The 25,728-nt window shown below is 46.3% G+C and carries 22 protein-coding genes; 5 read left to right on the top strand and 17 right to left on the bottom strand.

All coding sequences use genetic code 11. The features are described 5' to 3' along the window. Positions 1–47: 47 nt before the first annotated feature. The 8 genes from ABXR35_RS04075 to ABXR35_RS04040 all read right to left on the bottom strand — a co-directional run bounded on the left by ABXR35_RS04075 (position 48) and on the right by ABXR35_RS04040 (position 7,837). A complete protein-coding gene (locus ABXR35_RS04075; RefSeq protein ID WP_367055804.1) occupies positions 48–2,072 on the bottom strand; it encodes an LPXTG cell wall anchor domain-containing protein in 2,025 nt (674 codons plus the stop codon). Between the two features lie 21 nt (positions 2,073–2,093). Next, positions 2,094–3,599 (bottom strand): hypothetical protein, encoded by a 1,506-nt coding sequence (locus ABXR35_RS04070; protein WP_367055801.1) that lies wholly within the window; start codon positions 3,597–3,599, stop codon positions 2,094–2,096. Between the two features lie 386 nt (positions 3,600–3,985). Next, on the bottom strand, positions 3,986–4,408 hold the full coding sequence (locus ABXR35_RS04065) for a YtxH domain-containing protein (RefSeq protein ID WP_367055798.1): 423 nt from the start codon (positions 4,406–4,408) through the stop codon (positions 3,986–3,988). Between the two features lie 187 nt (positions 4,409–4,595). Then, complete coding sequence (locus ABXR35_RS04060; RefSeq protein WP_367055796.1) at positions 4,596–5,213, bottom strand: helix-turn-helix transcriptional regulator; 618 nt, start codon at positions 5,211–5,213, stop codon at positions 4,596–4,598. A gap of 224 nt (positions 5,214–5,437) precedes the next feature. Beyond that, on the bottom strand, positions 5,438–5,893 hold the full coding sequence (locus ABXR35_RS04055) for a DUF86 domain-containing protein (protein ID WP_367055793.1): 456 nt from the start codon (positions 5,891–5,893) through the stop codon (positions 5,438–5,440). 42 nt (positions 5,894–5,935) lie between these two features. Next, positions 5,936–6,412 carry a YfbM family protein gene (locus ABXR35_RS04050; RefSeq protein ID WP_367055790.1) on the bottom strand — a complete coding sequence of 159 codons (477 nt, stop codon included), beginning with the start codon at positions 6,410–6,412 and terminating at the stop codon, positions 5,936–5,938. A gap of 183 nt (positions 6,413–6,595) precedes the next feature. Beyond that, positions 6,596–6,883: a Dabb family protein gene (locus ABXR35_RS04045; RefSeq protein WP_367055787.1), complete on the bottom strand. Its 288-nt coding sequence runs from the start codon at positions 6,881–6,883 to the stop codon at positions 6,596–6,598. A 306-nt stretch (positions 6,884–7,189) separates the two neighbouring features. After that, positions 7,190–7,837, bottom strand: a complete 648-nt coding sequence (locus tag ABXR35_RS04040; protein ID WP_367055784.1) for a 50S ribosomal protein L25 — start codon at positions 7,835–7,837, stop codon at positions 7,190–7,192. 872 nt (positions 7,838–8,709) lie between these two features. On the opposite strand from ABXR35_RS04040, the gene ABXR35_RS04035 reads away from it, so the two are divergent. Continuing rightward, a complete protein-coding gene (locus ABXR35_RS04035) occupies positions 8,710–9,333 on the top strand; it encodes an XRE family transcriptional regulator (RefSeq protein WP_367055781.1) in 624 nt (207 codons plus the stop codon). 185 nt (positions 9,334–9,518) lie between these two features. On the opposite strand, the gene ABXR35_RS04030 is transcribed toward ABXR35_RS04035, so the two are convergent. From ABXR35_RS04030 to ABXR35_RS04010, 5 genes are all read right to left on the bottom strand, one after another. Next, entirely contained in the window at positions 9,519–10,613 is a 1,095-nt protein-coding gene (locus tag ABXR35_RS04030; protein WP_367055778.1) for a GntR family transcriptional regulator, read from the bottom strand. Positions 10,614–11,064: 451 nt separating this feature from the next. Then, the gene (locus tag ABXR35_RS04025; protein ID WP_367055775.1) at positions 11,065–11,991 is read right to left on the bottom strand and encodes a prenyltransferase; all 927 of its coding nucleotides are present in this window, start codon (positions 11,989–11,991) and stop codon (positions 11,065–11,067) included. A 203-nt stretch (positions 11,992–12,194) separates the two neighbouring features. Continuing rightward, positions 12,195–12,653, bottom strand: coding sequence for a PTS sugar transporter subunit IIA (locus tag ABXR35_RS04020; protein ID WP_367055772.1), 459 nt, complete (start codon positions 12,651–12,653; stop codon positions 12,195–12,197). A 170-nt stretch (positions 12,654–12,823) separates the two neighbouring features. Beyond that, a complete protein-coding gene (locus ABXR35_RS04015; protein ID WP_367055769.1) occupies positions 12,824–14,227 on the bottom strand; it encodes a PTS fructose transporter subunit IIC in 1,404 nt (467 codons plus the stop codon). 138 nt (positions 14,228–14,365) lie between these two features. Further along, complete coding sequence (locus tag ABXR35_RS04010; RefSeq protein WP_367055766.1) at positions 14,366–15,130, bottom strand: DeoR/GlpR family DNA-binding transcription regulator; 765 nt, start codon at positions 15,128–15,130, stop codon at positions 14,366–14,368. Between the two features lie 703 nt (positions 15,131–15,833). Here ABXR35_RS04010 and ABXR35_RS04005 point away from each other — a divergent pair. Both ABXR35_RS04005 and ABXR35_RS04000 read left to right on the top strand, forming a co-directional pair. Then, positions 15,834–16,847 carry a hypothetical protein gene (locus ABXR35_RS04005; RefSeq protein WP_367055763.1) on the top strand — a complete coding sequence of 338 codons (1,014 nt, stop codon included), beginning with the start codon at positions 15,834–15,836 and terminating at the stop codon, positions 16,845–16,847. 406 nt (positions 16,848–17,253) lie between these two features. Then, positions 17,254–18,444, top strand: coding sequence for an MFS transporter (locus ABXR35_RS04000; RefSeq protein WP_367055761.1), 1,191 nt, complete (start codon positions 17,254–17,256; stop codon positions 18,442–18,444). Between the two features lie 260 nt (positions 18,445–18,704). On the opposite strand, the gene ABXR35_RS03995 is transcribed toward ABXR35_RS04000, so the two are convergent. Further along, positions 18,705–19,469, bottom strand: coding sequence for a tautomerase family protein (locus tag ABXR35_RS03995; RefSeq protein WP_367055758.1), 765 nt, complete (start codon positions 19,467–19,469; stop codon positions 18,705–18,707). A gap of 143 nt (positions 19,470–19,612) precedes the next feature. Between ABXR35_RS03995 and ABXR35_RS03990 the strand changes: the two genes are divergently transcribed. Then, positions 19,613–20,503, top strand: coding sequence for a LysR family transcriptional regulator (locus ABXR35_RS03990; protein ID WP_367055755.1), 891 nt, complete (start codon positions 19,613–19,615; stop codon positions 20,501–20,503). 258 nt (positions 20,504–20,761) lie between these two features. On the opposite strand, the gene ABXR35_RS03985 is transcribed toward ABXR35_RS03990, so the two are convergent. Further along, a complete protein-coding gene (locus ABXR35_RS03985; protein WP_367055753.1) occupies positions 20,762–21,472 on the bottom strand; it encodes an O-methyltransferase in 711 nt (236 codons plus the stop codon). A gap of 262 nt (positions 21,473–21,734) precedes the next feature. On the opposite strand from ABXR35_RS03985, the gene ABXR35_RS03980 reads away from it, so the two are divergent. Further along, a complete protein-coding gene (locus ABXR35_RS03980; RefSeq protein ID WP_367055750.1) occupies positions 21,735–22,631 on the top strand; it encodes a LysR family transcriptional regulator in 897 nt (298 codons plus the stop codon). A gap of 64 nt (positions 22,632–22,695) precedes the next feature. On the opposite strand, the gene ABXR35_RS03975 is transcribed toward ABXR35_RS03980, so the two are convergent. Together ABXR35_RS03975 and pfkB are read right to left on the bottom strand one after the other, a co-directional pair. Next, positions 22,696–24,678 carry a PTS fructose transporter subunit IIABC gene (locus tag ABXR35_RS03975; RefSeq protein WP_367055747.1) on the bottom strand — a complete coding sequence of 661 codons (1,983 nt, stop codon included), beginning with the start codon at positions 24,676–24,678 and terminating at the stop codon, positions 22,696–22,698. A gap of 138 nt (positions 24,679–24,816) precedes the next feature. After that, a complete protein-coding gene (pfkB, locus tag ABXR35_RS03970) occupies positions 24,817–25,728 on the bottom strand; it encodes a 1-phosphofructokinase (RefSeq protein ID WP_367055744.1) in 912 nt (303 codons plus the stop codon).

Here is a 25,728-nt window from a genome sequence, read left to right as displayed (position 1 = left end):
TTCGTAGAATCTATCGTAGGATACGAAACTGGATTGGAGTTCTCATGTTATGAATTGCTTGTGTGCTTACGCAAAGCCAGACCCAGCATAATGAGCATCATGCCGATCACATACACATACAACGGAGTTGCTGTTTCGCCAGTTTGAGGCAGACGATCCATACGAATCATCTGATCTGCAACTACTGGCTGAGCAGTTACAGCAGCATCGCTAACACCCATGATGCCATGACCAGCGGCTGTTACGATATTGCTGGTTGGGGTAGAGCTTGGCAACAGGGTTGATGGTGTGACTGTACCCATCGCGGTCACCATAGTCAGACGATCGCGAGGCGAAGAAGAGCTATTCTGCGCATCGATTTCCATCGCAGCTTGCGGTTCACCCGTAGAGGCAATGCTTACACCACTATTAGCAAAATCGGTTGCGGCTGCAGGATTGCTTCCATCGGCTGATCCGATAACAGAACTTTCTCCGTTGCTTGCTATAGTGCCTGTGTTACTGCTGGAACTATTATTGCCAGAAGTGCCTGTACCACTGTTGCTATTACCGGTAGTATCTGTATTTGTATTATTCGAAGTTCCACCATTGTTGCCATTCGTATTGCCTGTATTGCCTCCACCATTGTTGCTACTTCCGTTATTGCCATTGTTCGAGCTTCCGTTACCATTGTCAGATGGATCAGTACTGCCATTATTGTCGGTTCCATCGTTGTCGCTGTTGCCAGGCTGTGTAGGTTCGGTTGGAGTCGTGCCAGTATCGCTGCCGCCACCGGATTCATTTCCATCGTCGTTGCCGACTACCGGTGTAAAGCTGTTATTTTCCAGCAGAGTCAAACCAAGATTCGGTAAAATGCTATCTGCAACACCGATGGAGATCAGCGATGATTGTTCACCGCTACCATCACTATTTTCCAATTGGTTGTTTTCCAGTACTGCTACATTCAGATCATTTCCGAGCACATCATCTAATTCCAACTTCACCGCAGCATTTTGCTGACTGCTTTCCGTTGTATTAGATTGATCGTCTCTGTCCAGCACGCCGAGATGCAATTGATCAGCAATCGGAAGGTCATTGGCTCCGACTTCGACCACTGCTTCATGCTCCGTACTTGCAGCTTCGCCGGATTGGTCATCGCGATCGAGTACGCCGACGTGTACATCATCGCCCACAATCGTGTCGTCGGCTCCAACTTCGACCACTGCTTCATGCTCTGTGCTTGCCGCTTCGCTGGATTGATCATCGCGATCGAGTACACCGACGTGTACATCATCGCCCACAATTGTGTCGTCGGCTCCAACTTCGACTACTGCTTCATGCTCTGTGCTTGCAGCTTCGCCGGATTGATCGTTACTATCGAGTACGTCAACGTGTACATTATCGCCCACAATCGTGTCATCGGCTCCAACTTCGACCACTGCTTCATGCTCCGTACTTGCAGCTTGGCCGGATTGGTCATCGCGATCGAGTACGCCGACGTGTACATCATCGCCCACAATCGTGTCGTCAGCTCCAACTTCGACCACTGCTTCATGCTCTGTGCTTGCCGCTTCGCCGGATTGGTCATCACGATCGAGTACACCGACGTGTACATCGTCACCGATCACGGTATCGTTTGCTGTAACGTCAGCTACAGCAGAATGGCTGTTGTCAGTGTTGCTTTCCGATTGCTCATGATTGTCTAGCACGCCGATATGCAGATTATCGCTTACCAGTGTGTCAGTACCAGTTATTTCGGCAACGGCAGACTGATTCGTTTCGCTGTTGGTTGTCGTTTGATCTGAGGAGTTCAGCACTTGAACCTGTGTCTCGTCTCCAAGCACGGTATCGTTAACTTTCACCTCAAGCACAGCATCGCTCTGTTGATTGCCGGTTGCATCCGTGTTCTCTTGATGCTCCAGTACACCGACATGCAGCGTACTATCCTGCTGTGCCTGTTCCTCTGTACGATCTCCGATATTCAGCTGCACCAGTGAACGGCTTTCCGATTCCGCTGCTGATGCTGTTGTATGCGACCATCCCATTACTGCTGCCAGACAACCTGTTGCCACCATCATTTTCACTGACCATTTCATTGTTCATCGCTCCCTTTTATTTTAATACGACTGTTGTCCATTAAAATAAAGGGAGCGTTGCGGTGGCTGACCTGGTGGTGCATTCATCCACTGACTACTGCCGCGTTCAGAACGCGTGTGGTAGATCACAATCGGCGCCTGATGCTTCCGATCGTGGGTAGCATCCAACAGCATGGCTGCCGGAGCATTGCCTGCATTACCGCCCGCCGAGTTGAATTGTGCTGAGGAGCTTCCAGCATTGGTTGCATTCGTTACAGCCAATGCTGTAGCATCATGATCTGGTACAAGCGGTAAACCGGACGGTGCAAATGGGATAGGCACACCAGTTAAAGTGTCATTTGCATCTACTGACTCTACAGCTGTTTGATTGGTGTTGTTCACATCTACCGTCATATCCTGATCATTCATCCATGATTGCCAATTCCATATCGGTACCATGACAGACGGATATACAATAGGTTGTTCTGATTCCTGTTCATCTGCTGCACGAACAGCTTCCGAAGCGGTATGAGTATCGCGACTGACTCCCGTTGGATCATTCGAGTTGGTTGGATCAGTCTCTGCAATAGGCACATCGCTGGAAGGGCTATCTGATAACGCTGAAACAGATTCCGGCTGGATCGGTGACTGTGGATGAATCGCTGAAGCCGAATGATCATCGGGCGTCTGAGTCGGTTGAGTAGATACATGATCTATGCTAGGCGCAGACGATGTAGGATCAACTCCCGCTTCGGGATTCGTCGTATGTTCTGGATGCGGTTGCGGCGTTATAACAGGCGGTGTCGTGACTACAGGAGTAGGAATGGATGGTACTGGCTCAGGAACAATCGGCAATGGTTTGACAACTTCGGTCACGATATTAGGGACGTTCGTGACTACATCGTTCACGGTGTCCACCACTTTATTCACAGTATCGGTTGTTGTTGTTGTCGTCGAGCTAACAACATGATCCACTGTATTGACAGTTGATTGAACCGTATCTGTAACCGTTGCAGTTGTGTTGGATACAGCACTTGCTGTTGTATCCACAGTATCCTTGACCGTCTGATCTACCGCTGACGATACAGCGCCTGTAACATTGGCAGGCTCGCCAGATACCAGCTTGTCAGTTTCTTTAGCAAGATCGTCTGTCAGATCGGTTACATTGCCTACAATATCGGCAGTACGATCTACGGTATTGCCCAAATGAGAGCCTGTATCCGTTACGGTTGTAGATGCTTGACTTGTCACCTCACTGGTTGCCTTTGTTGTCGTTTCTGTAACCGATTTCAATGTGTCCGTGACTGTTCCGGCAAGCGAAGCCGTGGTGCGCTGCAAGAAGGCACGCTCGTGCTGCACGTTATCATCATTTGTGGAACGGTTATCATCGCTGACAGCGTGGTCTTGAGCAGTTGAAGCATTCTCTGCTTTTTCCATAGAAGCCGTTGCTGGCGAAGACTGTTCTTCTCCAGCAGCATGAGCAGCATTGTAATGAACGAAAGCATATAAAAATAACGCAAGCAGTAGTGCGAGCAATCGATACTTCATTCGTTTGTTCACCTCCTTTCACGTATGGAATGGTAGGGACATGAGTAAGATTACATAATATACTTTAAAATAACATTATGGAAAATTAAGTTATTTATATATACCCTAAAAATAGTCGCCGTATCGCTCTTTTAATTATATTTTCATGCGAAAAGTTATTCTTTTCGCGTACTTTTTACCATTCCAATATATGCAATGATGTACCCCAATGATCCTATACAGTCCAACATATAGTTTTATCTATATGTTGGACATAATAAAAGAGATGGTGCAGAACATGCTCCTTCTGCTGCCCATCTCTTTGATCTTGCTCTGTTATATCATCTGATACGATACCCAATGACAATACGTACTATAGTGTCGTTGATCTGATCCCGTCTATTGGATTAGACGCTATAATTGCTTGTTTTGTCACTGCCTGCTGGCGGTGTCGTCGGTTTATCAGTTGATACTGGACTAGTTGTAGAATGGCTATCGGACTCTTCTGCCTTTTCCGTTTCCTGCTGCTCTTTGAATTCAGCCAGCTCATGCTTTACGTCTTCCGTAGCAGCTTCCACTTGCTCTTTCCATTCACGTGCAACGCCGATGGATTCTTTGACAACTGCAACCACCTCGCGACCTTTCTCCGTCACTTCATGACCTTTTTGATTCCATTCAGGTCCTTTTTCCTTGATCATCTCTGCACCATACAGCAGATCAGCTCGAATATCGCTACCGCTTTTCGGTGTATATAGCATAGCTGCACCTGCACCAATCAATGCTCCTGTGAGCAGCCCGTATATAAATTGTGTTTTCTGTTGATCCATCATAATCTCTCCATTCCCTAGTTACATGTATTTGATTACTATTACCCAGCCAGCAGTTATTTACCCACTATACGCTGCAATTACCAATGGACGATGTATCATGATCCCCATCGCTTGCAATCGATTCCTATGTATTCATCGTAACAAAAAAGGATTGTGCTTAATACAAAGCCAATCCCAGTCCGTGCTTTTATTTGGATTTTACCTGATAAATACAACATCGACCACCCTTGGCAATACACTCGGTACGCGTTACTCTGGCATCCAGCAGCTGCTCAAATAGCTCTTGCTCGCACTGACAGGCAATCTGATGCTGATCGGCGACCCGATTAATCGGACAGTTGTATTCATAAATCGTATATTCATCAGCATTGTTCTCTTCATAGCTAGCCATATAACCACCGTTATGCTGAATATCTGTCAGCGCTGCTACCCGTTCACGCAGACTCTGCTGCTCCATGAGTGGCGTATAGCGATCCAGCAGCTTTTGCTTGCGTCCTTCAAAAATCCGCTGAATAGAGCCTTCATCCAGCTCCTCCAACAAATCCAATGTCAGCTGATGATAATTATGTGGAAAATGCTCTGCTGCCTGCTCACTTAACCGAAAGCGCAAATATGGACGCCCAGTCGGAATTTTAACTGTTTCCGCTAGCAGTAAGCCTTCCTGCTCCAGCGTTTGAATATGACGGCGCACCGCCATTTCGGTAATATGCAATTGCTGGGCTAGATCAGAGACACTTGCCGGTCCGCCTGTTTTCAGGATCATCATGATGTTGCGTCGTGTTGACGGTTCTTGGTTGGGCTTCATCCCTAGACCCCCTTTACGCGAAAATAAAATGACCCTATCCGCCAATTGTCAGCGAAAAGGGTCACAGCATCCCTTTAATAATACCGTTATTGTAGCTTATCCGGCAGGGGATGTAAATTCAAAACCATTCTTACGTAAAGGGAAATCTATAGGATCGGCATCCATACGCATGGATACCACCCATCCTGTAGCGGATAACAACTCATCCTTTTCCCATCTGTTGCTTAACGAGATTCCGATTGATCTTCCGACACGCCCGTGCCCAGTTCTCGATCCAAATAATCATGCACTTGAGTCGCAAAGCTACGCAGTGTTTCGGGCAGCACCGTTGTAAGCGGATGCAGTTCATGACGCTGCCAATCGTAATACTCCTGCACCAATGGACGACGCAGCTTAACTAGCTCCAACAAACGAGTTGCAGTCTGCGCATCCATAACCTGCTCACCGCCAACAATCTCGATAATGTCATCATAACTGCTCGCATCGCGCATAATGAAGCCGTCAATAAGATAGCTGCCAATATCAGTGACGCATTCAATCGCCAGATGCAGCGCGCGCTCCTGCACCATCCCGCTGGTCAAGCTGCCATCCCATGTTGCTGCCGTTTGCTCAAGCGCCGTACATACATCGTCCAGCGCCGCAATCCGGCGTTCAATCTGTTCACGATTTACATAATACATACCATTTCAGCACCTTACCCTGTTGATTTGGACAATCTGCATTCAGGATATATAAAATACGACTCCCTGTTCTGCTGCCGCCACTTGTTTATAAAACTTTTGAATTTCCAGAAGATACTCATGCAGGTAATTGTAAAATTCCTGCTCATCTTCTCCCTCAAATATCGGATAAATTTCATCTGACACCATATCCGAGAAACGATATAGCAGACGTAGTTGCTCCTCATTCATCGTATCCAGCCAGTCTACTGCCTGCTGCACCTGCTGTGGATACAGATAAAAGGCGCCATACGGCTCCAGTAGCAAGGCTTGGTCTGCACGCATCGGCACGATATATCCCTGTGGTGGCGCTCCGTCATACAGCTCCTCACACAGCCAGAAATGAATGCCTTGCCATGCTTTATCAATATCCAATCGGCGCTCATTATCAAAATCCAGATCTTCCGGTTGCAGATGTCCCTGCGCCAGCTTCTCAATATCGATTAGATCCAAAGCCATATAACAACCGATCATTCCCATCTTGTTCAGCTCCCTAGATGTCTTATGCAAATATTCTGTATCCATGACGACCCTATCCACTCATTCCAAGTTCTATAGAGAACGTCTTCTAAATAAACAATCTTCTACATAGATGATCGTTTCTACACATCAACAAAGATGCCTAGAGATGAATAGAGATCGGCATGGATGGATTGACGTATATCAGTATTCGTAATCTACCGCAATCGTGGATTCCTTGACGGTTCCGATATAATCTGCGATTTTCACATGATCAGGATGCACTTGATACGTTTGCAGATCATCCAGTGAATCAAAATCACTTACCAGCGCTACATCATATGAACGCTCACTGCGAATCACGTCCACGCCGACTTGAATGGAACGAATTACATCTACTTTGCCTTCCAATTCGCGCAAACCAGTAATGACTTTGTTAATGATCTCCTCAGATGGGTCTTTGAATTTAAACAGTACAATATGCTTGATCATAACGGAAACGTCTCCTTTGCCTATGTAATGGATGGTGCATACCACAGCTGCAAGGCATGCGGCATGTCATACCAGTATCGTATCATATTATGCAGTGTTTTGCCCTCTTGCCGAATAGAATAAACAAGCAAATCATTAACCAGACATAACAAAACCGGAACTGCATAGACAGTTCCGGTTGTAGTGGCAGTTCAACCTGCTGAACATTCATCATCAGCTTTGTAAACAGCCTGTTTTATTGTAGAAACGATATGGTCAGATCACGCAACGAAAGGATCGTATCGCCATCTGACGCCATCCATCTGATTACTCAGATTTCTCTTCGTCAGAAGCTTCCTCTTCCGTTACTTCTTCGCCTGCTGCTGGCTCTTCATCCGATGCAGATGGAGTTTCCAGATCCTCATCAGCTACGCGTGGTACAGCAACAGAAGCGATGATGTCTTCTTCGTTGGAGTTCAGTGTTACCCCGTCAGGCAATTGTACATCAGCCGCAGTTACACTGTCGCCGATTGCCAGCTCGGAAATATCTACCGTCAGGATGCTTGGCAGGTCTTTTGCGAGACCTGTAACTTCCAATTCGGTTGTTTGATGCTGGAAGATACCGCCTTCTTTTGTACCTTTCGCTTCACCATGGAAGTCCAGTGGTACACTAACAGTAATTGGTTTTTTGGACGATACTTGCAGGAAGTCGACGTGAGTGATGCGTCCTTCACGACGGTGAATATCCTTCAACAGTACCTGTACATCTTTACCATCCACGTTCAGGGAGAAAATATCTGCCCCACCGCGACGTGCCTGTGCCTGCAATTCTTTACTGTCTACATGCACCGGGATGCTACCCAGATCAGGTCCATATACGACGCCAGGTGTACGACCGCTGCTGCGCAGCTCACGATTGGCGGAATGTTTAGTCGATTCACGTTTCTCAGCTTTAATCTTCGTATTCGTAGTCATAATGTTACCCTCCTAGAGTTATGAACAATTCCCTGCGTCTGTCTTTGCAAACACGGGGTTCAAAAAGTAGAAATAAAGACTGCGTGGCAAATGACTATGGTACATTTTACCGGATACCATTCGCTATTCGCAAATGCTGTCCTTCGCAATCCATCCAGCGATCAAGTCTGCTGGTCATGTTCGTTCATTACCCGTTTAGCGAGCAAATGTATCAGATTGCCCTTCTTTTTTTTGCCTTTCATTATAGGGAATGTCCGCAATCACAATATATCGCAGACAGATAATGGACGGATACTAGCAATCCGTCCTCAACCCTCTCTATTATTCGTTTGCTGGAAAAGGGTAAATCGTAAGGTGAACAATTTCCAGCGTCATTAATGTTTACAAAATAATTACGAATTTCCGAATTTCTTATCTGCTATATTCAAACAGGCGTTTAAAGCTACATAACAGCGTCATATTATATGATATAAAAAACAGAATAGTGTGATTAGAGTGTGAGGTTTTTGTACAAATTTCAGTGATACTCATGCAAGTAAATTCGCAGAAAATAGCAAAAAATAAATAAACTAATAGTTAATTTGCTTAGAAATGCAATTTTTTACTAAAATCAATAATAATTTATTGCAATGTAATCAACAAAAATCTAACATTACATTATTTTCTTTTTGTGGTAACACCTTTGTCATACAATACATTTTGTCTTATGTTTATGTCATTTTGTATAGGAGATTTAAATAATTAATAAATTCCATTGTTTTGAGGGGTTATTTTGGCAAAAGTCCGCTTGAAACGAGTGTATTTGTGTTGTAGGATGTTGAAAGGGTCATTAAACAACTGTTATAAAATGAATAAATCATATCGGAGGAAATATGCCTAATCAACCAGAACGACACTTTATAGAGGCGTGGTCTCTGATTAACCGTAAATACCTTGGCAAAGGTGTCCGCGTCAAAAGATTCCGTAGACCCACACGCTGTCAAATTCGCAACCGCGTTTTGCTAGCTGTGCTGATGGTCAAGGATATTAAACTTTCCGAGCTCGCGGAACGGTTATCAGTTTCCTCACGCAGCGTAAGCGCCTGGGTTTACGAAGGTAGACTGCCAGGTAAAGCCAATATGGAAAAGGTTTGTAGGGAGCTCGGATACCCGCACCACATTTTATTCAACCAGCAGGTTATTCATAATAGTCCTGTCATCTGTCAGCAAGCTCCATCCCGCTTCATGAAACGGACCATTACACGTTCCCCAGTGCGTAACCATATTCTCACAGGTCTATGCATGGTCCACGATCTTTCTGTAACCGATGTCAGTCACTGGATTGGTGTTCATCCAGGTACTTTCCGCAAATGGCTGCATCAAGCAACATTGCCTTCACCTGCTTTCCAGGAAAAAACAGAACAATTTTTCCGCATTCCCAAATCGGTACTGTTTGCCGATTGTGTACTAGGCGAGCAAGAAATCGCTACAGAAGAGTACGCTGAAACAAAGAAATAAAAAGCACGACAAACTGTGCTGAAAAATTTCACGTTTTACGAAACGAAATTGGAACCGGTTTGTATGCTTCTTTTCCTGCAAAACAAAAAGCTCCGTCGTCTTCACCGTAAGGTGCAACGTGGAGCTTTTTGTTGTCCAAACACTTAATAGGTGGGTTAACAATTAAATCACTCACCAATAAATGATTAGCTTCCTGATAATACAGTAGGCGCAGCCGTCGAATGACGCACAATTAACTCCGGCGCATACGTTTTCTCCTCCCACATCCCGCGTCCATCCAGCATAGGCAAAATCATCTCCACTGCCGCTGTACCGAGTGCATGCTTCGGATGACTTAATGTTGTTAGCTTTACCTCCGTTGCCGTCGCCAAAAAGGAATCGTCAAATCCGACCAGTGACAGATCTTCCGGTACACTCCAGCCTACTTCCCGCACGACCTGAAGCAGCATAACTGCCAGCTCATCATTATACAGCACCCAGCCCGTTGCGCGCTGTTCCTGCGGCTGATTAACCAGCAAACGCGCCTGTCGAAGCGGTGCTGTCGATTTATCATCGGTAGTATAGGTGAAAATTAACGTTGGTTGTAGCGGAATGCCATGCTTGCGGTGAGCGGCAACAAATCCCCTCATTCGGCGTACACCCTGCATATCGTCTGTTTTGAAAAAGCCAGCAATCCGGCGATGTCCCAAGCCAATCAGATGCTCGGCTGCTAGAAATCCACCCAGCTCATCATCCATACGTAAGCATGGCGAATCCATTTCCTCATAGCTAGCATTGATCATCAAATAGGGAATACGGCGATTCTCCATCGTCAGAAAATAGTTCAAATTGGCACTACGTTCTCCACTGCGCGTCGGCTCTACGATCAATGCAGACGGCGACTGGCTCAGCATCATTTCTAGACACTCCCGTTCCTTCGCCGGATCATTCTCCGTGCTTGCCAGTAGCAATCGATACCCTTCCGAACGCAATCTAGTCTCAATCCCCTGCACAATTTGCGGGAAAATATAGTCGGAAATATAGGTGGTGATCACACCAACCGTTTTATTATCGTCCTTGGATTTCACACCTGGATCTGCGACAAAGGTGCCTTTGCCCTGCATCCGGTTTAGCCATCCCTCACGTACCAGTTCGCCCAGTGCCTGACGAACCGTCTGACGACTCACCTCAAATTGCTCAGCGATTTCATGCTCTGACGGCAAGCGACTTCCCGGTAATAAACGGGAGGAATGAATCCATGAAAGTATCTCATCCCGTACTTGTCTGTATTTAGCGGCCATAATTCCTCCCGGTCAAATGAATTGGAATACAATAGTTTTTATTTTACCACAGACCTTGCTACTGTAATACGGTAACTTGTCTGCTAGCATGCGGTTTGCCTCGTGGATCATGCTTGCATATCGCTATCTCCTGATGAACCTCATAAATAGAACGCTTACAATTTTGCAGTGAATACAATAACCAACTTGTATGTAACAATGTGTAAATATAGCGCAAAAATATTTAAGTTGTACATACATTTTAAAAAACTTTTGACAGAATGTCCATCCAAATATACGGCAGCTTGATAAAAGAACAGAATGCAGGCATGATCGTATAGCCAATCACAGGCGATGTGTCGAGGCCATGTCTGCAAAACAAAAAACCGCAAATGCTGGATCGCATGCGGTTTAGCGCGCTTGTTCATTTGAATGGGTCTACCTATTGCCTATTCATTATGTCCGCTATAATTTAAACACCTAGCCAGCGGCTAATGAGTTGAGCAGCGATGATCAATCCACCGAATTGCAGCGATGTCCGCAAGGAGAGCCAGAGCAGCCGCTGATGACTTTGCAAATTACGACGTGGTAATGTCATATGGCTGTACATGCGGCATAATGGCCACGCCGCTAGTAAAACAATTAGACCATATACCGGAATGACACGCGTGATGGCGCAGAGCGCAATACTAAGCAGAGCCAATACTAGCAGTAATACCGAGAAACGGAAGGATTTGTGCTCACCCCATAATACGACCAGCGTTTTCTTACCGACCTCACGATCCGTTTTCCAATGTAGAAAATGATGATTGAAAAAGGTCATCGTCGTCAGCAATCCCATAGGCAGGGATAACAGAAACAGTCGACTGTCAAAATGTCCCGTCTGTACATAGTATGAGCCCATCACCGGAAATACACCGAAGGATAGCACATGTGCCATCTCACTCGTTCCCTTCCCTGCATATCCGTATCGTACCGGTGGCACAACGTAAAACAATGCTAGGAAGCAGCCCATACCAGTCAGCAGTAGCACACCCCAGCCGCTCAACAGATACAGAATACCTGCACAGAGCAGTGCTAATGCCAGCATGCTCCAAGTGACGATCTCGAATTGGCGCTCACTCCATCTCCCAGATGTAAGATACCCCGAGTCGGTCGAGATGGCTTCCTCCGATTCATAAGCGGCTTTATCCGCACCGCTCCGGTAATCCCACAAATCGTTGATCATCATTGAGAAAATATGTGCTGCACATGAGCCAATCATCGTTAATAAGGCAATCCACAGATGAAATTGCCCATTCCACACCCACGCCGCCAGTGTTCCCTGCACAATACAAATTGCCATCAATGGGACAAAGTGCATCCGTGACGCCTGCCGAAATTGCTGCCATTTATTCATTACATTCCCGCCTTTTCTGCTGCTGCACGGCAGCGGTAGTTTGGCACAGCAATTATTAAACGTTCTGGTAAGCAGATAAACGTCATGGTGAAACCGATACGATCTCAGTAAAGGACTTTTCTATTATCGTCAACAAACGAATACCAAAAAAAGCGTATCGCGCCCCTGATAGGTTCGATACGCTTTTTGATTATGAATAGGAATTAGCCAATATTACGGCTCAGGATGTCGATGACGGCTTCTTTGCTGCTTGCTTGCAGCAGTTCGTTACGAAATTCCTCATGAATGAGTTTACGAGACAGCGCGACGAGAATTTGCAAATGCTCGTTGCCAGTGTTGGCTTCTGGGACGCCGATCATGAATGCCATTTGAGCAGGCTCACCGTCCAATGAATCCCAATCAAGTGGAGTTTGAAAACGAGCAAATCCGAGAGCTGCCTTCGTCACGCCTGCTGATTTGCCATGCGGAATGGCAACGCCAAAGCCGATGCCGGTGGAGCTTTGCTGTTCACGGGCGGTTACAGCTGCTACATAAGCGGACGTATCGGACACAGCTCCCGCCTCTGTCATACCTACCGCTATTTGCTGGATCGCTTCTTCGCGCGTTGTAGATGTAGATGGCAAAAAGATACTTTCTGGTTGCAGCAGTTCGCGAATATTCATGAGTTGTGTCTCCTTTGTATAGGTGAAATGCACAACGACCGGAGGGGTATCCGGTCGTCATGTGTCGAGCGCTTGGGCTTGCTCAACGTTTGGTGCTTATACGTGTACGACTATCGTAATGCCGCGGGGATGCGGGATATGGTAGATCATGAAGCTTGTTGATTTGCAGATCAAGCAGCTGTTTTGTTTTGCTCAGGCACTTCAACTGTTTTGTTGCGTTTCAGCAGCAGCACCATCAGTGCTGTAACAACAGTACCTGCGACGATAGACAGTACATAGTAGCCCAGGTGGTCGATTGCATTCGGGATGAACAGAACGAACACACCACCGTGCGGAGCATGCAGTCCACAACCGAACAGCATCGACAGACCGCCTGCTACTGCAGAACCTACCATAAAGGAAGGAATGATACGGATTGGGTCAGCTGCGCCGAATGGAATTGCGCCTTCGGTAATAAAGGACAGACCGAGTATAGAAGCGACTTTACCAGCTTCGCGTTCTTCTTTGGTGAAGCGTTTTTTGGCGATCAGTGTAGCCAGCCAGATGCCCAGTGGAGGCGTCATACCTGCTGCCATAACTGCTGCCATTGGTGTGAAGATCGAAGCGCCAAGCAGACCTACAGCAAACGTATACGCTGTTTTGTTGAAAGGACCACCCATATCGAGTGCCATCATTGCGCCAAGAATTGCGCCGAGCAGTACTGCGTTACCTGCACCCATGTTCGTCAGCCATGCAGTCAATTGTGTCAGCAGCCATTGGATTGGCTCACCGATTACATACACCATCAATAGACCAATAATCAGTACGGATAATACAGGGACAATCAGAATCGGTTTCAGACCTTCAAAGTTGCGCGGCATTTTGATGTGTTTGATCAGCCAGTGAGCAACATAACCAGCGATGAAACCGGCAATGATACCACCGATAAAGCCTGCGCCCATATCTTTTGCCAGTACGCCGCCGACGAGACCAGGTGCCAGACCAGGTTTACCCGCGATAGAGAATGCGATGAAACCGGACAGGATAACAACCATCAGACCCATGGAAGCGCCGCCAATTGTGGACAATGCAGCACCTAGTGAACCTTCTACCTGATCGACACCACCTTTTGTAAAGGCGAACAGGAACGAGAAGGCGATAATCAAACCACCAGCGATAACGAGCGGCAGCATATTGGATACACCATTCATCAGGTGTTTGTAGAACATGTTTTGTTGTTTGCCAGGGCTTTCGGATGCTGTTGGAATTGCTGTAACATTGGAGCTAGATGGTTGCAGGTTCAATGCACGCTCGATCAGATCAGCCGGTGCTTTGATCCCTTGTGCTACCGCAACACGCACAACTGGTTTACCAGCAAAGCGTGATTCATCCACATCTGTATCGGCTGCCACAATAATTGCATGCGCTTCAGCGATTTCCTGTGGAGTCAATCCATTCTCCACACCGACTGCGCCGCGTGTTTCGACTTTCAGATCAATGCCTTTTTCTTTTGCCGCTTTGGACAGCGATTCTGCTGCCATGTACGTATGCGCGATGCCAGTAGGACAAGCGGTAACAGCCAGTAATTTTTTCATGGTAATATCCCCTTCACATTCATCTCAATTTCAATATCGACCATTGACGATATGCCGTGTGTCCTTGCGTCCATGTTGGTGCCACCCAATCATCTTAGAACGCTTACAAACTTGTTAAAAGGTTGTTATTCGAACTATTCAGGCAATAATCATGTCCAGCCCTAGCTTACGGAACTGTTGAATCATGGAAACTGGTACGCCCCCATCGGTGATGCAGTAATCCATATCAGTTAGATCCGCAAATTTCGCGTAAGCAATTCCACCGATCTTGCTATGATCTGCCAGCAGAATGACCTGCTTGGCAATATCGATCATTTTGCGCTTGATTGCGGCTTCGGTCAGATTGGGAGTTGTGATGCCTTCTCTGATGTCCAATCCGTTTGTTGCGATAAATGCCTTATCCACCCGAACCATATCGAGTGAGCGTTCCGCCATCGGTCCGACAAATGCCTGTGTGTCCGGCCTAAGTAATCCGCCGATAATCGATAATTCGATATTGCGGCAGTCTTTTAACTCGCCTAGTACAATGACTGAATTGGTGATCACGCGGATACCTGAGCGATTCCTCAACTCTCGTGCTAGCGGAAGTGTCGTCGTTCCAGAATCCAGCAAAATCGTATCACCCTGATTGATCATCTCTGCAGCTCGGCGGGCAATGCGTTCCTTTTCCTCACGGTAGGAATCTTCCTTATCTACCATATTCGGTTCAAAATTGACGCTTTGCAATGAAACCGCTCCACCATGTGTCCGTTTCAGCAATCGTGCGTCTTCAAGCTCCTTGAGATCACGCCTGACTGTTGAATCCGAGACTTGAAACATTTCCCCCAGTTCCTGAACCGATGCACGATGATTGTGCTGCAAGTATTCGACCAGCTTGTGCTTGCGTTCCTGTTCGAAAAGCATCGGTACATCACCACCCGTCTGTGCTTCTTCTGTATATCATCCAACCTGTAATCAAGAGCAAGGCTGATTGTAAAAACGACAGGATCATTCGCGTTGTAACCGCTACCGACAGTGGCGTGATGACTGATGTGCACACTGTAAAAGCAGTGGATGACGTTTTGTGATCGTTTGTGATTATCCTTGATTGATTATGATTATAATAACGCTTTCATGACTTGTCAATAACTTTATTTTCGACGTTAAAACAAATGTTTGGTTTAGCGACTTATGTATATTATATCGTCTGTATACACGCTTATTTTTACAGTGATTTGATAAAAAACTCATTTTATTTTTTGTCATATATTTGTGTTGGATATGTTTGGATGCCAGACTATGACTGGGATGTAGCCGTTCCATTTCAATACTGAACAGACTTGTTGCTTTTGGATAATTTTATAGTTACCTTTTGTGATCCGAATTAGAAATTTTATCCTTATCATTGTAGCAAGCGAATGTACATCGTTTTTCCTTGCCTATTATAAAAGTGTGCAAATGATCATTAAAAAACGATCATAAATGCGCATATATGCAATTATCCCTGTTTTTCAATCACTACTATGGTATTATTCCATCATCTACCAACTAGATAGATAATACACATAAGAAAGGATATGCTAAATAGGAAGATAATTATGTAAATGAATAGTCAGGGGGTTATTTGATGAAACGTAAAACAAAGAGAGTACAAGCGTTCCGTTCCAAGTCATATATGTACGCTGCTCCAATGACAGCAGTGATGCTCACATCGGTATTATTAACTACCAGCTTATGCTTACCGTCCTCACTGCTCAATCCTGTACATGCAGCAGCTACGACTTCTTCAGCTACAACATCTACAGAAAAGCAAACAGTTAGCGCTGCAACAGCACAGCAATCGTACAATCTATTCGTACAGCGTTTGCAAAAGCCCTCTACTCTCGGTCTGGCGCGTGCCACACTGGTGAATCGTATTCAACAGTTTGATACGAATCGCGCAAGCATGGCTGTGCTACAACTGGAAAATGCGTACAATACACACTTTGCGTATGCGGAAGACTTGATCTATCGCGAGTCGGTGCAAGATGCACTCATGAGGAAATACAAGTGGGGTATGACGATGCGGCAAGCCGTATCTCTAATGTCGAATGCAGCAGATCGACAAGCAATGCAAATGCTAGCGGATATGGGCTATCGTCTAGAAACGAGCGAAGGCATCTTTTACCCAATCATTGATTATCCAGCATTCAGCCCGTTCTTTGCTTTTATTCGTCCCGACATTCGAGATTATATCCAAATCATGTCAGCCGAAGCAAAGCAACCCACGACGAGTGATGCGGGTATTATTATTGCACCGACTGATCTGGTACAACGCGGGCTGGCTAAGGAAGCTTTTCTGAACAAGTATGCGGTATCTAATCGACGAGCCGCCGTTGAGCAAGAATATCGACTGAGCCAGTATTATATTTTTTATGGATCTGACAATACTCCGATCTTTGACTCTCAAACGTTAGAGATTGATCCACAGTTTTATCAAGAGTATCGCAAGCTGCTGAACAACTATAGTGCTCAGCAGATTAAGGGCAGTAAAATATTGACCAATTTGTCCGATCTGATGAAGCTAGTAGAACAAAGCGGTGGAAAAAGCACAAACGCTGTTGATCAATTCTTAGAGAAGCGTGTAGGTACGTTATTTTAAATAGCTTTGCCCTTCCATTGGCAGTTGTTTTCTATAATGTCTTGGCTGGAGTCACAAGGCTATCTGTGGTTCTGGCTTGATACAATGTCATATACAATCTATCGAGACGATGATATGCTAGAAACAACACATACCGAAAGGGTGACTTCAAGCCAATGATCTACTAATCCTATTTCCGTAATCAAACATTTCGTTTGTAATATTACGAATGTGCGGATAGGATTAGTATGGCTTTTTATAGCAATAGTAGACTGCGGCTGCCTCTTAAAAAGAGCAGTCTGTCTTACTATTCGTATGCCTGCCTCCTATCCATGTTTGGATATGGAGGTTTTTTTGCATGCCGTCGTACAGATGCAGATAAGCATACGAACCGTAAAACGATTGCGTATAAACAGGAGGTCTCTATATGTTTACATTGAAAAACCCGAATGGCATACTCGCCATTCTTATGATCAATATGTTTATTGTGATGGTAGGCGTTGGACTCATTACCCCCATCTTGCCACAGCTCATTATCGAATTTGGCGCTAGCGGGCAAGCGATTGGACTGTTAGTAGCAGCTTATGGAATCACACAGTTTCTCCTTTCTCCCCTGACGGGACGACAATCTGATCGCTTCGGACGGAAACGATTCATCGTGACTGGTATTATTGTATTCGCGGTCGCCAAATGGATATTTGCGATTGGCGATGTGCTATGGATGCTCTACGTCTCGAGATTGCTGGAAGGTGTGGCAGCAGCTCTTATCGTACCTCCCATGATGGCGTATGTGGCTGATATTACAACGACTGAGCAGCGTGCCAGAGGAAATGGTTTGTTAAGTGCTGCCATGTCAGCCGGATTTGTGATTGGGCCTGGTCTTGGCTGTATGCTTGCTCAATATGGCACACGAGTTCCACTATGGGTAGCAGCAGGTGCGGCGATGATCGGTGTTGTATTTTCCATCGTCTGTTTGCCAGAAAGTGTATCCAAGCAGCAGCGACAAGCGGCTCGAGCCAACCGTACTCCGCAAGAATCCCTGCGAAAACAATATGTAAAATCACTGCAATCACCGTATACGCCGTTCTTCATTCTTGTGCTGGTGATGACATTTGGGTTGGCTAATTTTGAATCGGTGCTTGGGCTATATGTAACGAAACGTTTCCAATTCTCACCGCAGCAGATCGCCGTTCTTTTGACAACCGGAGCTATCATTGGCGTTGTGATGCAGGCATTCCTTGTTGCGCGAACGCTGAAACGGTTTGGTGAACAAAGAACGATCAAAGCCTGTCTACTAGCAACCTCACTGGCGTATATTGTGCTACTGCTGGCAACCGATTTTTGGAGCATTTTGCTGCTGACTTCTACGATTTTCTTTGCTACTGCTATGCTGCGACCCGCTTTATATACACATTTATCCAAGATGGCTGGAACGGAACAAGGCTATGTGGCGGGTATGAATAATGCGTATATGAGCTTGGGTAATATTATAGGTCCACTATTGGCGGGAAGTTTATTTGATTTTCATATATTCGCTCCCTTAGTGGCAGGCTGTATCATTTTGTTGATTGCCTTTGTACTGACGCTTCGTTTGAAATCCAACTACTCAAGTGAATGAAGTCTGCCACCGCATGTATTGCAATGGCAAGATAACGAGATGGATGACCATGGGAACACGCGACTGTAAGTTATTTTATGGTGCTATATATAGTACAAGGATAGTAGCAGCATATATACGTATGAACAGATGAATCGATTAAAAAGCCGTCCTGGATAGGGCGGCTTTTGTGATACGTCTCGTATTGTAGATTGAAGAAGCAGCTTAGTATGGGAAGAGTCCATTTTCGTCATACCTGCATAACGGTGCTACAGATTCAATTATATTTGCTCTTTTAGCACGAGCAATCCGGCGGCAGCGGCAGGCCAGCCTGCGTAAAATGCCAGATGAGTCATCGCGGCAGCAAGCTCGGTCGAATTCAAGCCATGTTGTCGAGCGAGATGGATATGATACGGCAATTGACTCGTATGACGACCTGTAACGAGAGCTGCAATAGTCAGTAAGCTGCGTTCACGCGGACTTAGCTCTGGATTTCGCCATAGATCACCAAACAATACCTCTTCACTATAACGTGCAAAATCAGGCGCCAGTTCGCCATATACCTGCTGCACATCAGAGACTGGTGCTGCTTGTGCTTGCTTTTGGGTGATATGGCTAGCAGCGGATGTCTGTTGCTGACGATTGAGAGCGGTCAAAGGGCGATCAATCATCTGTGCATCACCATTGCCAAAGCTCCAATCCTGTAGCTCCGTCTCTACCAAGACGATAAACACATCCTGCTTACGTACACCCGCCTGCTGCGCTAATAATTCGGCAGCACGCTTATAAAATGCCTTCTTCTGCTCCACCCTGCGCCCTGAACCGAGCGTAATCTGAATGTATACCAATCGATCACTACGCTCCACATCGAGATAGCGATCATCGTACATGAATTGCTCTAACTCATGCGCATGAAACACCTGAAAATAATCGTTATCCGGCACATAAAAATGCTCCTGCAATGCCTGCATTAATCCCTCACTAATGTGTTTGAGTTGCTCGTTGGTATATGCTTGCTTACGATAATCGATTCGTATAAATGGCATATCCGTCATCTCCTGTCTTGAGTATAGAATGTACTTCGCATGCTAAAGCAATAGGTCTATGAATAAGTGTACATCGCTCCACTTCATTCGTATAATTGAAAAATATGAAAAAATAATTCAATTTATCGAATGGAGATATAATCATGGATTTGAAGGAATTAACGACCTTTCGCACGGTCATTCAGGAAGGAACCTTCTCGCGAGCGGCAGACCAGCTTCATTACGCACAATCCACCGTCACCAATCATATTCAGCGTTTAGAAAAGGAGCTTGGTATTCAGTTATTCAAGCGTGGATGGGATGCGGAGCTAACCGAAGCAGGTAAAATCTATGCAGCCGAGGTCGATCGTCTGATTGCTCATTGGCAGTATGTACAAGATCAGGCACAGCAATTGCAGCAGGAAGAACGTGGAGTGTTGCGAATCGGGATGATCGAAAGTACCTGTACAACACTACTGCCTGCGGTAATGCAGCGCTTTGCCCAGCATAAGCCGGGGATTCAATGTGAGCTGACAATCGCCAATACCGATGCGTTGGCACAATTATTGCGCGACGGGCGTATAGAGCTAGCGATATGTGGTGAGCCGCCTGCTATGGATGTATTACATTTTGAACCGTTATATGAAGAACAAATGGTATGTATCGTACATGAGCAGCACCCATTGGCACAGAGCGGCAAGCTGACGGGAGACGATCTACAACAATATCCACTCACAGTTGGTGGTCGAAGCTGTCTGTATCATTTGCGGCTGGAACAAGAGTTGTCCCGTCTAAAGCTACAGCCTTTCACCCATACAATTAGCCAACTGTCTGCTGTGCCTGCACTTGCCGTAGCGACTGGTAGTATTGGAGTGGTGCTTGGTTCTACTCCTTTGGATCGGCAAATGGTGAAGCTGGAATTGCCATGGATTGATCCGTCGTTACGCATTGGTTTGTTAATGCCCCGCGAATACAATTACTTATCAATATCGCGCCGTTTGCTGATGGATATTGTACGGGAAGAAGCTGTGATAAAAGCTTGTAACACAAGCTAATTGAAAGGGAAACGAGAGAAAGCAAACATAAAAAGGGTATCCGCATGGGACACCCTTTTTACTTAGCTATTCATCTATACGTGTTATATTTGACTATCTATCATACTCTCTATAGAAGCGATTCATCCTCTAAAGAGTATTCATTATGATGAATTCTGGTGAAGTCTGATAACTTCTTACGTATCACGTCTTGCTTCTTATTTCTGACTGCTTGCTTCTTACTACTTGTTTGTTACTGCTTGTTTCTTATTCCGTCACTTACGACTGTGTACTCTCCCCTACGATCGCCATCAAAAATCCATCATACCCTTTCTCGCCTACCGTTTGAATCGTAGTCACGCTACGCAATCTTGGCTCTGCATGTATCAAATCGTAAAACTGTCTTACTCCGCGTATGCGCGGGTCTGTACTATGTGGATCAACGATCTCGCCTTCGCGCACCACATTATCCGCAAAAATAATCGTACCCGGATGCGAGAATTGCAGTGCCCATTGTAAATACGCAGGATTGTTTGGTTTATCCGCATCGATGAAAATAAAGTCAAATGGTTCTACCTGCTCGTCAGCCAATTGCTGCAATTGATCCAATGCTTCGCCAGTACGCTGCTGGATTTTCTCATATACGCCTGCCTGTTCAAAGTTAATTCGTGCTACAGCCGCATGATGTTCTTCTAGCTCCAATGTGACAACTTGTCCGTTTTCTGGTAAAGCTTGCGCCATCCAGATCGTACTATAACCGCCCAATGTGCCAATCTCCAGTATGCGCTGTGCACCAGACATTGTAATCAATTGTTGCAGCAATGCGCCTTGTGCTGGAGATACATCAATCGGAGGCAAATTCGCTTTCCGGTTACGTTCCAAAATTTGCTCGAACAGCCCATGTTTGAGATGAAGGCGGTCGTTAACATATTGATCTACTTCGTACCATTGTTCTTCTGCTGGATTCATGTTTCGTTTTGTTTGTGTCATTATCGTTCACGCTCCTCTTCATAGTAGGCGACGATAGTAGCTTTTGAATCGATGTTTCTGTTTGTCTCATCTGAGATGACTTTGTTATGGATATCGTCTGCCTCTGCTATAAGCATAAACCTGTTTTTTAGATAAATATAATATATGTTTTTGCCTTATTCATATATAAAAGTTATGATTAAATGAGACTATTCACTATACTTGGAGCATTGAGCCGTACTTAATGGCTGCACAGGTTATGTTCTAGAAAAGGAGAATACGGATGAATCTGCATGCGTTACGTTTATTTTATACGATTGCTACTACCCGCAATGTGACCCGAGCGGCGGAGCAGCTGAACATTAGCCAACCGGCGATCACAGCTCAAGTGAAGAAGCTGGAAAAAGAGCTGGGTATCGTATTGCTGCAACCGGCTGGTCGCGGCATTGCGTTAACGGCGGCTGGAGAGGATATTGCACTAATGGCGGCTCGTTTATTCGCAGTGGAGCAACAGATTGAGCAGTTTTGTGGGAACATTCAGCAAGGACAAGCTGGACAGATTGCGCTGGCTGCCACCTATCTACCAGCACATGTTCTACTGCCGGGCTGGCTGTCTCGCTTCAAACGACAATATGAAAAGGTAGAGCTGACAATTCATACGACCAATTCAGCGGAAGCCTTACAGCTGCTTACTACTGCGCAAGTCGATCTTGCGATATATGGCGGTGTGCCAGAGCGAGCGGATGAATGGGTGGAGATGGAGGAATTGTTTCGAGATGAGCTGTGGTTTGTCGTTGGACCGGAGCATCCGTATGCGAATCAGCATATCTCGCTAGCACAAATGATGCAGGAGCCATTTGTGATGCGTGAGCAGGGTAGCTCGACCCGTGAGCGGCTGCTGTCGCTATGCCGGACGCATAATCTGCCTGCCCCCAGCATTCCGCTGCAATTCAATGGATTGTATGAAGCGATTCAGGCGGTAACGGCTGGATATGGAGCGAACTTTATTTCCTCACTGATTGTACGGGACGAGGTTGCTCGTGGTACTCTTTGCCGCGTGTATGTAGACGGGATTCAGCTGGAAAATACGATCTCGATCTGGACGCGCAAGCATGAGCCGTTATCAGCGGCTGCTCGTCATTTTGTCGATATGATTCGACAGCATCCGTTTCGACGTTGATGATGAGAGTACAACAAAAAGAGGCAAGGGAATCATCCCTTGCCTCTTTGGTTATGCTATTGGATTACGCTGCTTTTTGTTGTTCAGCCAGCTTTTGAGCAACTGGTTTTTTCCATAATCCGAGAATCAGACCAGAAATGACTGCACCAATGACAACGGACAGCATGAACAGCAGAGCATGGTTAGCCAGTGCTGCTACGAAAATACCACCGTGCGGTGCTGGCAGGTTAATGTGCCAGAACTGCGTCAGACCGCCTGCAACAGCAGAACCGATAATACAAGATGTCAGGATGCGCAGCGGATCAGCTGCGGCGAACGGAATCGCTCCTTCGGTAATGAAGGACAGACCCAACACATAGTTGGTCAAACCGGATTTGCGCTCTTGCTCTGTGAATTTGTTACGGAAGAATGTAGTAGCCAGTGCGATTGCCAGTGGTGGCACCATACCGCCTGCCATAACAGCTGCCATCATCGCACCGTTCGTGTTACCGCTCGATGTGAATACGCCGATTGCAAACGCATAGGCTGCTTTGTTGAACGGACCACCCATATCGATGGACATCATGCCACCCAAGATCAGACCGAGAATAACAGCATTTCCTGTACCAAGGTTATTCAGTACGTTAACGAGCCATGTGTTAATACCGCCAAAGATTGGATCAAACAGGTAGTACATAATCGTACCGGTAATGAGTAGACCCAGTACTGGATACAGCAGAATCGGCTTCAGACCGTCAATCGCTTTTGGCAAGCCTTTCAGCAGCTTACGCAGGAAGACGATCACATAACCTGCCAAGAAACCGGCAGCCAGACCACCAAGGAAACCAGCGTTGGAGTTGACCGCCATCAGACCACCGACCATACCCGGCATCAATGCCGGACGATCACCGATACTCATCGCGATAAAACCAGCAAGAATCGGAATCAGGAAGAAGAATGCGCCTTTACCGCCACCGATCGTTTGCAGCAATTGGAACAGTTGGCTGTTTTCACCCGCTGTTTGCTCGATCAGGAACGAGATTGCCAGCAGGATACCACCGCCGACAACGAACGGCAGCATGTGAGAGATACCGTTCATCAGGTCTTTATAAATTTTGCTACCTACGCTTGTTTTTTCTGTTGGACCATCATTGTCTGTGGAAGCTTGACCAGAGCTGCGGAAGATTGGCGCTTCGCCATTCATCGCTTTGCGGATCAGCTCTTCCGGTTTGCGGATACCGTCACTAACTGGACGTTGTAGTACCGGTTTGCCGTCAAAGCGGTCCATATCGACCTTTTTATCGGCAGCTACGATAACGCCGCTAGCACGACGAATTTCGTCAGCGGTCAGCGGATTGCCTGCGCCTTCGGAACCGTTGGTTTCTACGCGAATATTCACGCCCATTTCGCGGGCTTTTTTCAACAGGGAATCTTCAGCCATAAAGGTGTGTGCGATACCTGTCGGACAAGCGGTAACCGCTACGACGAATGGTTCTGCACCTTCGCCGCCAGTCAGAGAAGACGAAGCTTCCTGCTCGCGAGCATTTTCCGTTTGCTGTTCGGCTGCTTTTGCCGCTTTGGCAGCTTGTTTTGCTTCTTCTTTGGCATCGGCTTCCGCTTGCTTGGAATCAAACAGGGCAGCAACTTCGTCCGGTGTCTGTGTTTCCATCAATTGTGCGATGAAATCGCTATCAATGAGCAGCTTGGACAGCGCAGCCAGTGTGCGCAGATGCGTGTTGGCAGCGCCTTCTGGTGCTGCAATCATGAAGAACAGGTGAGCTGGCTCACCATCCAGCGATTCATAGTCTACGCCCGCTTTGCTTTTTGCAAATACAACAGTCGGCTCGTTAACCGCTTTTGTTTTGGCGTGAGGCATGGCGATACCGCCGCCGATTCCTGTGCTGGACTCTCCCTCGCGCTTCAGAATCATTTCTTTAAACAAAATCGGATCATTGATGCGACCACTGCCAGTCAGGCTAGCAATCAGTTCGTCGATTGCCGCTTCTTTGCTGACAGCTTGCAGGTCCATGATCATGACTTCCTTGATCATCAGATCAGTAATTCTCATTGTGTACACTCCCTTAATATATATCACCGGTCGATTCCGTTATACTGCTGCGACGTTCCGGTGTTTGCGTTGACATCCATTACCCACAATACGGCAGATCCTGTCTATCGATTCCATACTTGGTATCGCATTATGCAATTACAGACGTGTAATGCTCACCTGTGGCAGCAGTTCATCAATCTTGGCGCGATCTGCCAGATCATCGGAAAAGGCAGTAGCACTACCAGAAGCAACGCCCGTGCGGAACGCTTCCAAACGATCGCCGTTCAGTACCAGCGTACCAACAAAGCCGCCAATCATAGAGTCGCCAGCACCAACGGAGTTTTTCACTTGTCCTTTTGGCACATTGGCATGATATACCTCATCAGCCGTCACCAGCAGCGCACCTTCGCCTGCCATGGAGATCAGTACATTTTGTGCACCCATATCCAGCAGTTTGCGTCCATGCCCGATCAATTCCTCACGGCTGTTGATCGTTACGTTAAATAGTTCAGCCAGCTCATGATGATTTGGTTTGACCAGCAGTGGTCCATGCTCCAATGCTTCCAGCAAGGCTTTGCCAGTCGTATCGATTACGAACTCCGCACCTTTTTCTTTGCAGACAGCAATTAAACGATCGTAAAAATCCGATCCTAGCGATGGTGGTACACTACCAGATAGTACCAGTACATCACCTGTTTGCAATGCAGACAGCTTGTTCACCAGTTGATCCGCTTCCTCGCTGCTAATGGCTGGACCTAGACCGTTAATCTCGGTTTCTTCGCCGTGTTTCAGCTTCACATTGATGCGGGTATCATCCTGAATAAAGACAAAATCAGTAGCGATATGGTCCTGTTTGAGCTTGTCATCAATATAATGACCAGTAAAGCCGCCCAAGAAACCGATTGCCGTATTTTGCGCACCCAATTGATTCAGAATGCGAGAAACGTTAATGCCTTTACCGCCCGGCAGTTTCAGATCGCGTTTCATGCGATTCAGGTCGCCAAGCTTCAACTCGTCAACTTCCACGATATAATCGATGGAAGGGTTCAATGTCACAGTGTAGATCAT

Source organism: Paenibacillus sp. JQZ6Y-1 (genome assembly GCF_040719145.1).
Classification (GTDB): Bacteria; Bacillota; Bacilli; order Paenibacillales; family Paenibacillaceae; genus Saccharibacillus; species Saccharibacillus kandeliae.
The sequence above is the reverse complement of the archived record's forward strand: the minus strand, read 5'-3'. Positions and strand labels throughout refer to the sequence as shown.

Excerpts from the sequence above, each read along its gene's own strand:
- ABXR35_RS04075 (WP_367055804.1), bottom strand. The coding sequence starts at position 2,072 with ATGAAATGGTCAGTGAAAATGATGGTGGCAACAGGTTGTCTGGCAGCA.
- ABXR35_RS04070 (WP_367055801.1), bottom strand. The coding sequence starts at position 3,599 with ATGAAGTATCGATTGCTCGCACTACTGCTTGCGTTATTTTTATATGCT.
- ABXR35_RS04065 (WP_367055798.1), bottom strand. The coding sequence starts at position 4,408 with ATGATGGATCAACAGAAAACACAATTTATATACGGGCTGCTCACAGGA.
- ABXR35_RS04060 (WP_367055796.1), bottom strand. The coding sequence starts at position 5,213 with ATGAAGCCCAACCAAGAACCGTCAACACGACGCAACATCATGATGATC.
- ABXR35_RS04055 (WP_367055793.1), bottom strand. The coding sequence starts at position 5,893 with ATGTATTATGTAAATCGTGAACAGATTGAACGCCGGATTGCGGCGCTG.
- ABXR35_RS04050 (WP_367055790.1), bottom strand. The coding sequence starts at position 6,412 with ATGGGAATGATCGGTTGTTATATGGCTTTGGATCTAATCGATATTGAG.
- ABXR35_RS04045 (WP_367055787.1), bottom strand. The coding sequence starts at position 6,883 with ATGATCAAGCATATTGTACTGTTTAAATTCAAAGACCCATCTGAGGAG.
- ABXR35_RS04040 (WP_367055784.1), bottom strand. The coding sequence starts at position 7,837 with ATGACTACGAATACGAAGATTAAAGCTGAGAAACGTGAATCGACTAAA.
- ABXR35_RS04035 (WP_367055781.1), top strand. The coding sequence starts at position 8,710 with ATGCCTAATCAACCAGAACGACACTTTATAGAGGCGTGGTCTCTGATT.
- ABXR35_RS04030 (WP_367055778.1), bottom strand. The coding sequence starts at position 10,613 with ATGGCCGCTAAATACAGACAAGTACGGGATGAGATACTTTCATGGATT.
- ABXR35_RS04025 (WP_367055775.1), bottom strand. The coding sequence starts at position 11,991 with ATGAATAAATGGCAGCAATTTCGGCAGGCGTCACGGATGCACTTTGTC.
- ABXR35_RS04020 (WP_367055772.1), bottom strand. The coding sequence starts at position 12,653 with ATGAATATTCGCGAACTGCTGCAACCAGAAAGTATCTTTTTGCCATCT.
- ABXR35_RS04015 (WP_367055769.1), bottom strand. The coding sequence starts at position 14,227 with ATGAAAAAATTACTGGCTGTTACCGCTTGTCCTACTGGCATCGCGCAT.
- ABXR35_RS04010 (WP_367055766.1), bottom strand. The coding sequence starts at position 15,130 with ATGCTTTTCGAACAGGAACGCAAGCACAAGCTGGTCGAATACTTGCAG.
- ABXR35_RS04005 (WP_367055763.1), top strand. The coding sequence starts at position 15,834 with ATGAAACGTAAAACAAAGAGAGTACAAGCGTTCCGTTCCAAGTCATAT.
- ABXR35_RS04000 (WP_367055761.1), top strand. The coding sequence starts at position 17,254 with ATGTTTACATTGAAAAACCCGAATGGCATACTCGCCATTCTTATGATC.
- ABXR35_RS03995 (WP_367055758.1), bottom strand. The coding sequence starts at position 19,469 with ATGCCATTTATACGAATCGATTATCGTAAGCAAGCATATACCAACGAG.
- ABXR35_RS03990 (WP_367055755.1), top strand. The coding sequence starts at position 19,613 with ATGGATTTGAAGGAATTAACGACCTTTCGCACGGTCATTCAGGAAGGA.
- ABXR35_RS03985 (WP_367055753.1), bottom strand. The coding sequence starts at position 21,472 with ATGACACAAACAAAACGAAACATGAATCCAGCAGAAGAACAATGGTAC.
- ABXR35_RS03980 (WP_367055750.1), top strand. The coding sequence starts at position 21,735 with ATGAATCTGCATGCGTTACGTTTATTTTATACGATTGCTACTACCCGC.
- ABXR35_RS03975 (WP_367055747.1), bottom strand. The coding sequence starts at position 24,678 with ATGAGAATTACTGATCTGATGATCAAGGAAGTCATGATCATGGACCTG.
- pfkB (WP_367055744.1), bottom strand. The coding sequence starts at position 25,728 with ATGATCTACACTGTGACATTGAACCCTTCCATCGATTATATCGTGGAA.